7 protein-coding genes are annotated in these 9,852 nt (G+C 69.9%); 1 reads left to right on the plus strand and 6 read right to left on the minus strand.

Translation table 11 applies throughout. The features are described from left to right. Positions 1 to 217 precede the first annotated feature (217 nt). The gene (locus FMQ63_RS36065) at positions 218 to 1,090 is read left to right on the plus strand and encodes an EamA family transporter (RefSeq protein WP_011551440.1); all 873 of its coding nucleotides are present in this window, start codon (positions 218 to 220) and stop codon (positions 1,088 to 1,090) included. Positions 1,091 to 1,286: 196 nt separating this feature from the next. Here FMQ63_RS36065 and FMQ63_RS36070 read toward each other — a convergent pair whose 3' ends face one another. From FMQ63_RS36070 to FMQ63_RS36095, 6 genes are all read right to left on the minus strand, one after another. Then, entirely contained in the window at positions 1,287 to 3,206 is a 1,920-nt protein-coding gene (locus FMQ63_RS36070) for a tetratricopeptide repeat protein (RefSeq protein WP_011551441.1), read from the minus strand. Then, entirely contained in the window at positions 3,206 to 3,841 is a 636-nt protein-coding gene (locus FMQ63_RS36075; RefSeq protein ID WP_011551442.1) for a hypothetical protein, read from the minus strand. The genes FMQ63_RS36070 and FMQ63_RS36075 overlap by 1 nt, the downstream gene beginning before the upstream one ends. Continuing rightward, positions 3,838 to 4,347 carry a hypothetical protein gene (locus tag FMQ63_RS36080; protein WP_011551443.1) on the minus strand — a complete coding sequence of 170 codons (510 nt, stop codon included), beginning with the start codon at positions 4,345 to 4,347 and terminating at the stop codon, positions 3,838 to 3,840. Before FMQ63_RS36080 ends, FMQ63_RS36075 begins: the two co-directional genes overlap by 4 nt. Continuing rightward, the gene (locus FMQ63_RS36085) at positions 4,329 to 7,598 is read right to left on the minus strand and encodes a tetratricopeptide repeat protein (RefSeq protein ID WP_011551444.1); all 3,270 of its coding nucleotides are present in this window, start codon (positions 7,596 to 7,598) and stop codon (positions 4,329 to 4,331) included. Before FMQ63_RS36085 ends, FMQ63_RS36080 begins: the two co-directional genes overlap by 19 nt. Beyond that, positions 7,595 to 9,211: a hypothetical protein gene (locus tag FMQ63_RS36090; RefSeq protein ID WP_011551445.1), complete on the minus strand. Its 1,617-nt coding sequence runs from the start codon at positions 9,209 to 9,211 to the stop codon at positions 7,595 to 7,597. Before FMQ63_RS36090 ends, FMQ63_RS36085 begins: the two co-directional genes overlap by 4 nt. Continuing rightward, the coding region (locus tag FMQ63_RS36095) for an outer membrane beta-barrel domain-containing protein (RefSeq protein WP_228556562.1) at positions 9,208 to 9,852 on the minus strand (645 nt) is incomplete at its 5' end. The genes FMQ63_RS36090 and FMQ63_RS36095, both read right to left, overlap by 4 nt.

The following is a 9,852-nucleotide window of genomic DNA, read 5'->3' on the forward strand; positions in this document are numbered from 1 at the left end:
CGCCGCACCTCCAGCCAATCCTCTCCACTCATCCTGCCGAGCTTGCCTCGACTCTCCACCGGGCACCTCTCCCGGATGCGCTCCCTTCCGCGCATCCTGACTGGTGCGTTCACCGATTGAGACCGCCGGCAAATGTCCCGACATTTCCGAACAGCGAGCTCGCGAACGGCCTCCAAGGGGGCGCTGCGCCCAAGCGGGGATTGGAGTAGTCACGGGCGTGGGTCGTCGTCGAGGAGCCGCATTGGAGACTGCTGCGTTGGTGCTGGTGTTGTCGTCCGCGTTCCTGCACGCGGCTTGGAACGCGCTGCTCAAGCGTCATCCCAATCCGGAAGTGGGCGTGGTGAGCGTCATGTCCGTGGTCATCCTGGCCAGTGGCATCTGGGCGCTGGGGATGCGTGGCCCCGCGTTCTCCAGTTCGGAGGGGCTCGTTTGGGCGCTGTGGGCGGGCGTGTGTGAGAGCGTTTACCTCGCGGGGCTCGCGCGGTCGCTGCGTCAGGCGCCACTCGGGCTCGCGTACACGGTGTCTCGTGGCGGCGCGATGCTACTCGTTTGGCCCGTGTCCGTGCTGTGGCTGGGGGAGGCGGTGTCCTCGTGGACGGTGTCGGGCGTGGCGATGCTCTGCGTTGGGCTGGCGGTGATGAACCTGTCCCGTCCATCGGGGGCCGCAGGGGCGGGCGTGGCGTGGGCGGCCCTGTCGGCGGTGGGAATCGCGGGCTACCACTTGAGCTACAAGATGGCGCTGGGGACGGGCGCGCAGCCTCCTGCGTTGTTCGCCACCGGCCTGCTCGTCGCGCTGCCCGTGCTCATCCTGGAGCGGGGCCGTCAGCAGGGGTGGGCTGCCTTCCGCCGGGAGGCTTTGCTCGCACCGGGGCTTGTTCTGACGGCGGGGCTCATCTCCGCGCTGTCGTTCGGCCTGTTGTTGACGGCGCTGGCGGGGGGAGGCGCAGGCGTGGTGCTGACGCTTCGAAACACCTCCATCGCCTTCGCGTTGGTGCTCGCGGCGCTCCAGGGTGAGCGCCTGGGCCGACGGCAACTGTCGGGCGCTGCGCTCGTTGCCGTGGGCGCGTTGTTGCTCGGCGTGCCGGCATAGGTGGGCTCAACGCAGGACTGCGCGGACGCGATGCCCATGCGCTCATCTGTCCACGCTGCTGTGGGCTCGCGCGCGGTCAGTTCATCTCGCGCGCAGGCCTTGCCGTGAGACGTCCCGCGAGACGCCTAGGGCGTGGGCGTGCACACCCTCCGCCCATCTCGCCGCATGCATTGCGGCGAGACGTTCCGCGAGCGGCCTACGGCGTGGGCGCGGACGCCGTCAGCCGCTTCAGTGCGTCCTTCGCATCCGGGTGGTCCGGCTGCAACTGCACGGCCATCTTGTAGGCGTCCTTTGCCTCGTCGATGCGCTTCGTCGCTTCCAGCAGTTGCCCGAGTGCGTTGTGCGGCTCGGCGAAGTTCGGGTCTGCCTGCACGGCGTTGCGGAAGGACTTCTCCGCGCCCTTCGTGTTGCCCTGCTGGTACAGCGTGTGGCCCATGTACAGCAGGCCCAGCGAGTGGCGCGGGTCCACCGACAGCACGGACGTCAGCACCTTCCTCGCCTTCGCGCCGTCGCCGCCACGCAGGTAGATGAAGCCCAGCTCCGCGCGAGCCTCCAACTGCGCAGGATCCTTCGCCACCACCGCCTCGAGCTCCGACACGGCCAAGTCCGGCCGACCACGCCGCGAGTGGACGATGCCCAGCCGCGCCAGCGCCGCGGTGTCGGCCTCTTCGCCGTCCTTGGGCTTGAGCAGCCCCTCCGCCGCCACATAGTCGCCCATGGCCAGCAGCAGGTCCGCGAGCGCCAGCTTCGCGGCGCGATTGGCGGGGTCCTCGTCCAGGAGGGCCTTGTAGAGCGGTTGTGCTTTCGCGCCCACCCGCTTCTGCGCGTACACATCCGCGAGCGCCAGCCGGTTCTCCGGCGTGGGGGCGAGCTTCACACCCTCTTCGTACTCGGCGATGGCGCCATCCAAGTCACCCTTGGCGCGCAGGGCCTCGCCATAGGCGGCGCGGGCGCTCGCGTCCTTCGGGAAGGCGCCCACGGCCGTCTTCAGGGTGGCCACCGCTTCGTCCGCCTTGCCCAGGCTGAGCCACGCGCGAGCAAGGCCCTGGTACGCCTCCGTCGTCTTCTTCCCGTCCTCGGCGCTCTTCGCGATGGCCGTCTTGAAGGCCTCGACGGCCTGCTTCTTCTTGCCCTGCGTCAGGTACAGGTGGCCCAGCTGCGTGTACGGCCCGCTGGACCGCTGCGGCTCCAGCACCACGGCCCTTTCGAACGCCTTCGTGGCCCGGGCGAAGTCACCGAGCTGGTAGTACGCCAACCCCAGGTTGAAGTGCGCCTCGGCGAACTTCGGGTCCGCGGCGATGGCCTTGAGGAAGGCGTCGGTGGCCTTGCGCGGGTCACCCTTCTCGTTGAACGCCACGCCCATGTTGTTGTGCGCGCTGGCGTGCTTGGGGGCGGCGGCGAGCGTGCGCTGGTACTCGGCGATGGCGCCGTCCAGGTCGTTCTCCCGCATGAGGAGCACGCCGAGGTTGTAGTGCGCCTCGGTGTCACCCAGCTTCTGCCGGGTGGCCTCGCGCAGCGTCTCCTTGGCCTCGCCGTTGAGGCCCTTCTCCGCCAGGGCCTTGCCCAGATTCACGCGGGCCACGTTGAGCTTCGCGTCCAGCTTCAGCGCCTCACGGTAGGCCTCGATGGCATCGTCCGTGCGGTTGGCGCGCTGCAGGGCCTCGCCCAGGTTGAAGCGCAGCTCCGCGTCCTGGGGGGCCAGCTCCACCGCCACCGCGTACTGGCTGATGGCCACGTCGCGCTCGTCCAGCACGCGCGCCAGCAGGCCGCGCTCGGCCCGGAGCGTGGACTCCTCAGGGAAGGCGGCGATGGCCGTGTCCAGCACCGTGCGCGCCTGCTCCGGCTCACCGGACAGCCGCAGCGCGCGGGCCAGGGCCAGCTTCGGTGGAATGAGGTCCGGCTCCTGGGCCACCAGCTTCTTCAGGGGCGCCACGGCCTTCTTCGGCGTGTTGAGCGCGAGGAAGGCGGTGCCCAGGCGGTACAGGGCATCCGCGTCGTCGGGGGACTCGGCCAACCGCGCGCTCTCCACGGCGGCGGTGCGCTCGAGCGTGGCCGAGTCGGGCTCGGCGGCCTGCGCGGTGAGGAGCTGGAGCACCAGGAAGCTGGCAGTCTTCATTATAGGTTCTCCACGTAGGGACTCGCGCGCGCGTCGAAGGTCTTCTTCGCGAGCGCCGCCTTCTTCGCCTCCCACGCCTCCCGCGCCGTCTTCTCTTCCTTCTCGTCTCCAGCGAGCTCGGCGCGTTCCTCCTTCACCTCCGCCTTGCACTCGGAGACCTGCTCCTCGAATTCCTTCGGGTCCAGCCGCTCGCTGCCCTCGACCTTCGCCTTCCGGGCGGCCTGCAGCCGGGCCAGCTCGAACTCGGCGAAGGCGCAGCGCAGCGCCAGCCGCTCCACGTCCCGCAGGCCCACGCTGAGCCGCTGCCGGGCGCGCAGGTACTCCACGCGGGCCTCGGCCTCGGCGATGGCCAGCTTCGCCACCTCGCGAGACACCTCGTCCGACGCGCGGTCCACTTCATCCTCCGCGGCTTCCTTGCGGGAGCGGGCGCGGCGGATGTTGTCGCGGGCGCGGCCAATCTCGTTGTCGGCCTCGTCCACCCTGTCGATGGCGAGCGCGAGGTTGTTCTCTGCCTCCAGCAGCTCGATGCGCGCCTCGTACGGGAGCTTCTTCTCCATCGAGTCGGGCACGCGCATGTTGTAGCTGGCGCCGCACGCGGAGAGCAGGGGGAGGGTGAGCAGGACAAAGCGCTTCATGGAACCGTCGCCTCGAAGCTTCCGAAGATGGTGCGCCCGGAATAGGTGTGGGTGCCGTTGACGAACGTGACGTGGAACTCGCCGGAGATGCGCTGGCCCTGCTGACTGGGGAGGGCCTTCACCTTCAGCCCACCCACCCGCAGCTCCGGGAAGGTCCGCGCCGGCTCATCCAGCACGTTGCGGCCAATGGCGCCGCGCTGGGCGCCGTTGGCCAGGACTTCCGCCAGGTTGACGTCCAGCGAGCCGGTGTAGCCCTCCGGGAGCATGTCCTGCACCCGGGCGCTGACCTTCAGCACCGTGTTGGTGCCCGTGCCCTGCTGGGTGACGAAGCTCACCGCCAGCTCACCTTCGGCCAACTGCGCCTCCGCGCGGTCGTAGCGCAGGTCGAGCAGCGACGTCACGCTGCCCTCCAGCCGCCCGCCCTCGTCGCCACAAGCGCAGAGGATGGCGGTGAGCAGGACGCCGAGCCACGATGCACGCGAGGGCCTCACTTGCATGCCTTCCACCCGCCATCCACGTCGTTGCCGCCCAGCGAGGCCACGTCCTTGAGCACGGCCAGCTCGCGGCGTGCGCCGTCGACGTCACCGAAGCGGCAGCGCAGCGCGGCCAGGTTGAGGCGCGCCTTGCCGAAGGTGGGGTCGGAGTCCATGGCGCGGCCGTAGGCCTCGCGTGCGCCCATGGCGTCACCCATGTGGAGCAGCGCCAGGCCCAGCGCGGAGTGCGCCGAGGCCCGCGTGTCCTGCAGCTCCGTGACGCGGCCCAGGGTGAGCTGCGCCATGCCGTACTGGCGCGCGTCCAGGTAGGCCAGACCCAGTGCCTCCAGCGCCTCCGCGTTGAGCGTGCGCTCGGCCTTCTTGCGCAGCTCCTCCAGCGACGCCGGCTGCGTGGGCGTGCCCGGCTGCGGCACCGGCAGCGCCGCCGTCTCCGTGCGAGCGCGGCAGCCCACCACCGCGGCGCTGAAGACCTCCAGGGATTCGGCGCGGGACAAGCAGGCCTTGAACGCTTCGTCGGAGCGCGCCTTCAGCGGCGTCACCTGCTCCTTCACGGCGGCCCGGAACTGCTGCGCCTCCGCGGCGGAGAGGCCCGCGGGAACGGCCGTGCCCTCCACCACGTCCGCGATGTGGCCGTATGCGAGCGCCAGCTTCCACAGCGAGGCCACCGCCCACTCGGCGTAGCCCAGCGACGCGGCCTGCGTGTAGATGCCCTCCATGCTCTGGAGCGCGGCGACCTTCTCCTCCACCTGGTCCGCCGGCAAATCCCTGTAGCCGCGGTAGAGGATTTCGCCCAGGTACCACAGGCCCTTCGCCGCCTCCTCGGTGCCGCCGTTGGGGCCTTGTACCGCGGTGGTGAGGGTGGCGATGAGCGCGTCGGCGGGCGCGGTGGGCGCCGTGGTGGCCTGCACCTCGGCCAGTACCGCCGCCGCGGCGGCGCTGTGGCGGTCCAGCTTCAGCGCGGCCTCGGCCGCCGTCTTCGCGCGGGCGTAGTCCTTCTGCTTCAGCCGGGTCTCCGCCAGCATCACCAGGATGTCCGCCTTGCGCGCGCCAGCGATGTCGGCGGCGGCCTCCAGGTCACGCGCCGCCTCCTTGTGCTCGCCCAGCGCCATGCGCAGCCGCGCGCCGGCCAGCCAGCCGTCCACGGCGGCGAAGTCGCCACCCAGCTTCTGGCCCACCTGTTCGAACCAGCCCGCCGCCTCGCCGAACGCCGCGGCCTCCGCCGCGTGCCGGCCCAGCGTCAGCAGCACGTCCGACAGGTACTGGCTCTTCGGGTAGTCCTGCACCAGCTTCGTGCCCAGCTCGCGCTGGGCCTGCATGTCACGCTTCTCGCGCGCCGCGGTGAACGCGCCGTAGAGCGCCTTCTCGCCGATGTCGGAGTTCTTGTTCTCGTCGGCGACCTTCACCAGGCCCTGGATGACGTCGCCCGTCTCCTGGGCGCTCTGCAGGGCCAACTCATCCAGCGCCTCGGCGCGGCTCTGCGTGAGAATCTTCTGCACGTCCGCGCGGAAGCTGGCCGGCAGCGGCGCGCCCAGCAGCTTCTTGCCCGTCTCATCCAGGCCCTTGAAGTCGTTGAGCTGCCGCAGGCTGTCCAGCGCCAGGTTGCCCGCGATGGGGGCTTCCTTGTGCTGCGGGTGGCTCAGCGCGAAGGCGGTGAACAGCTCCGCGGCCTTCGGGTACTCGCCGTCCTCGTAGTAGGCGCGGGCGATGTTGAACTTCACCACCAGGGCATTCTCACTGCGGGGGTAGCGCGACACGAAGTCGGCGCCCAGCAGCTTCATGGCCTGACGCGCGTCCGCCACCTCGAAGGCGTTGCGCGTCTGCGCCTCCTCTGGCTTGAGCGTGGAGAAGTGCGCCAGCAGCGCGGCGTTGAGCGCTTCCTCCTCACCCTTCGCGTCCTTGGCCTTCACCTGGTAGCGGGCCAGCTCCTCGAACTGGCGCGCGGCCTCGGGGTACGCGTTGGCGGAGAACAGCGCGTCCGCGCGGTTCTTCATCATCGTGCGCACGTGCTGCTCGGGCCGGAAGAGGCCCAGGTACGCCTGATAGGCCTCCGCCGCGCTCACGTAGAGCGCCTTGTCGTTCTTCTTCTGCGCCTCCACGTGGAGCAGGGTGGAGAGGTCTCGCGCCATCTCCTCCAGCTCCACCAGGTGCTTCTTGCGCTCGGCCTCCGCCAGCTCGGGGTCCGTCTTGCTCTGCACCGCGGCGCGCACGAGGATTCGCAGGTCCTCGGGGTCCGGCAGCACCTTGCCCTTGGAGGCCTTGATGGCGTCGTAGAGCTTCTGGCCGCGCTCCAGGTCCAGCTCCGGGTCGTGCTGGATTTCCATCAGCTTGCGCAGCGCGGGGATGGCCCACTCGTACTGCTGCTTGATGAAGTAGCGGTTGCCCAGCTTGTCCAGCGCGAGCGCGTACGTGGCGCGGCTGTCGCTGAGCTTCTCGAAGTAGTTGAGCGCGCCCTTGGGGGGCTTGGCCTCGGTGTAGCTGTACACGAGGTCCAGCAGGGCCTCGCGCTTGACGTTGAGCGCCTTCTTCACGTCCACGCCGGGCAGCGGCGCGCTGGCGGCCGCGGCCTCGAAGAAGGTGACAGCCTCCGCGTGCTTGGCCTGATTCACGCGAATCCAGCCCATCTTGTAGCGGGCCAGGTCGTGCACGGGAGAAGGCGGGGCCTCCAGGATGGCCTGGTAGTGCTTCTCCGCCTCGCCCAGGTCGGCCTTGTCGAAGAAGTGGTCGCCCAGAATCTGCTCCGCCTCCAGGCGCAGCGGGCTGCCAGGGAACTTGCGCGTCAGGTCGCCGAGCGTCTTGAGCATCTCGTCGAACTGACCCAGTTCGCGCTGCTCGTGCGCCAGGTAGAACGTCACCTGGTCGCCGTCCTTGAAGTCCGGATACTCGCGCAGCAGCCGGTAGTACATCTGCACGGCCTTCTGCTTCAGCAGCCGCGTCTCAGGGGAGACGATGGCGCCGCTGGCCCCCTCCGGCCGCGACTCGGCCTGGAGGTAGTACACGTAGCGGCTCTTCTCCACGTAGAGCTCGGACAGCCGGAACTGGAGGTCCGGCAGGTAGGGCGCGTTGCGGCTCTTGGAGATGAGGCGCTCCGTCTCGCCGATGGCGCGGTCCACCTTGAAGATGTCGCGCTTGAGCTTGGCGATGAGCTCGTCGCGCTCCTTGGCCTTGGAGACAATCGGGTTGATGCCCGGGCCGGGACGTCCAGCGCCACCCGGGGCGGCCGCGAGCATCGCGGCGGCAATCAGGCCCGTCAGGTGGCCGGTCATGGCGTCTCCTCGATGCAGCGGCTGTCGATGCGGACCCGGTAGGAGCGCAGCTCGTCGTTCCAGTATTCGCCGTCGAAACGGTAGGCCGTTTGCGTGGGCGACAGAATCTGCTCGTCCTCCGGCGCGACAATCCGCGCGCCCTTCTTCACGCGCTCGTACAGCTTCAGGCCCACTTCGTACTCCATCAGGCGCACCTGCTCGGCGGCGCGCAGCAGCGTGTCCGCTTCCTGGCGGACGGCCTCGGCCAGCCGCGCGTCATGGACGCGGACCGCCTCGGCGCGGGACAAGTCATAGAGCTTCGTCAGGTGCGAGAAGAGCCGGTCGCCGAAGCTGCCGGCGTAGCGGCCCAGCCGCTCGCCCTCCAGCTCCAACGTCTCCAGGAAGCGCGCGGCGCGCTGGGTGCTTCCACGGGCGTTGGCGGCGCGGCGCAGGCGCACATCCTGGGTGAGGTCCTCGCGGTTGCGCACCGCCTCCAGCGAGTCCGCGAAGCGCCGCGTCAGCTCCTTGGCGGCGCGCTTGGCCGGCAGGTAGTGGCACAAGTCGCGGTAGATGAGCGCGCGCAGCAGGTACTTGTCCGGCAGGAATTCGTCGCGGAAGGACGGCGCGTCCAGCGTGGTGAGGATGCCCAGCGACGCGCGCGGCTCGCCCAGCTTGTAGCGGGTCCACGCTTCCTCCAGGTAGAGGCTGGCGCGGCCCGGGTCCAGCTCGGGCAGCTTCACGCGGTCATACGCCTCCAACGCGCCCTGGAAGTCCTTGCGCTCGTAGCGCAGGCGCGCCACCGCCAGCGCCGCCTCGTTGCGCGCCTCGCGGGTGAGCTTCTCGTCCTCGGACAGCGCCAGGAAGTCGGAGATGATTTCGTCCGATGGCTCCTTCACCTGCTTCAGTCGGGTGACGAGCAGCGCGAACTTCGCGCGGCTGGCCTCGGGGCTCGTCTCCGACAGCTTGGCGAAGTGGGTGTTGGCCCAGCGCTCGTTGCCCACGCGCAGGTCCACCAGACCCTGCTGATAGTGCGCATACGCGCCCGTGTCTTCCGGGAGGAAGCCCAGGTCCAGCGCGCCGAACACCTGCTCGTCAATCATCACCTCGTCGTGCGGCCGGTCCGTCAGCGCCTTGAGCGTGTCCAGGGCGCGAGGCAGCACGTTGGGGTTGGAGCGCTCGCGGGCGATGCGGGCCAGGTACGAGGCGCCCGCGTGCGTCAGCCCCAGGTCGATGAGGCTGCGCGCGAGGAAGTACTGGCCCCAGGCGTAGTTCTCGTCCGTCTTGGGCGCGGCCTGCAGCCATGCGTGGAGCGGCCCGGCGGCGTCGCGCGGCTTGCCGTCGAAGTAGTCCTTGAGCGCCTTGTCGAAGACGCCCGGGTCCACCTTCTGCGGCGCGGACGGCGGGGCTTCCGCGCCCGCCGTTGGGGCGTTCGCGGCGGGCCTGGCGGCGTCGGGCGCGTCGGCCTTGGCGTCACCGGGGGCCTTTGCTCCCGCCGGAGGCGTGCCCTGGGTGGGCGCGGCCGCGGGGGCGGTGGACGTGGGCTGCGCGGCGGCCGGAGACTGCGCGTCGGCGGGCGCTGGAGACACGAGGAGCGCGGCGCTGGTGAGCGCGGCGATGAGCGAGCGGGAGGTCATTCCGTGGCGCCGAAGTTGAACGCGGTTCCGAGCTGGATGAGGGGCACCTGGATGACGCGCGTGGCGCCCGTGAAGACGGTGTTGTTCGTCACGTCCAGGCGCAGCGACAGCGTCTTGCCCGTGAAGAGGCGCAGGCCGAGCCCCACGTTGACGGCAGGCCGGAAGCCGCCGTCGCGGTCGAGCTTCACCACCGTGCCGCCGCCCAGCAGGAAGGCCTCGATGTGCAGCACCGACTGATTGAGGAAGGCCATCTTCCCGTAGAGCGGGCTCCAGACGAGGTCCGAGCCCACCATCCACTGCACCTGGTCCTGGAAGGCCGCGGCGTTGGGGGACGTATTGAAGTCGCGCTCGAGCTGGGTGCGCAGGCTCGTCTGGAGGTTGTAGCTGTACGTGCCGCGCCCGACCTGCCACGCGAAGGTGTCAGTGAAGTGGTACGTGTATCCGACGGTGCCCACCAGGCCCTTGTAATAGGCGTTGGCCGGCAGCACGCCGACGCCGAGCAGCAACTCGTGGTGCATCCGGAATCGCCGCTCCTGGATGGCGGACACTGCGCCGGGATTCTCCAGCGCCTCGGCCTGCGCGCGGACGAGTCCGGGCGTCAGCAGCAAGAGGATGAGCAGGGCGTATCGCACGGTGGGGGC

The organism is Myxococcus sp. CA005 (assembly GCF_006518205.1).
Lineage (GTDB): Bacteria > Myxococcota > Myxococcia > Myxococcales > Myxococcaceae > Myxococcus > Myxococcus xanthus.

What these genes read in the sequence shown, in the direction of transcription:
- FMQ63_RS36090 (WP_011551445.1), bottom strand. Translation starts at nt 9,211, where the DNA reads ATGACCTCCCGCTCGCTCATCGCCGCGCTCACCAGCGCCGCGCTCCTC.
- FMQ63_RS36075 (WP_011551442.1), bottom strand. Translation starts at nt 3,841, where the DNA reads ATGAAGCGCTTTGTCCTGCTCACCCTCCCCCTGCTCTCCGCGTGCGGC.
- FMQ63_RS36070 (WP_011551441.1), bottom strand. Translation starts at nt 3,206, where the DNA reads ATGAAGACTGCCAGCTTCCTGGTGCTCCAGCTCCTCACCGCGCAGGCC.
- FMQ63_RS36085 (WP_011551444.1), bottom strand. Translation starts at nt 7,598, where the DNA reads ATGACCGGCCACCTGACGGGCCTGATTGCCGCCGCGATGCTCGCGGCC.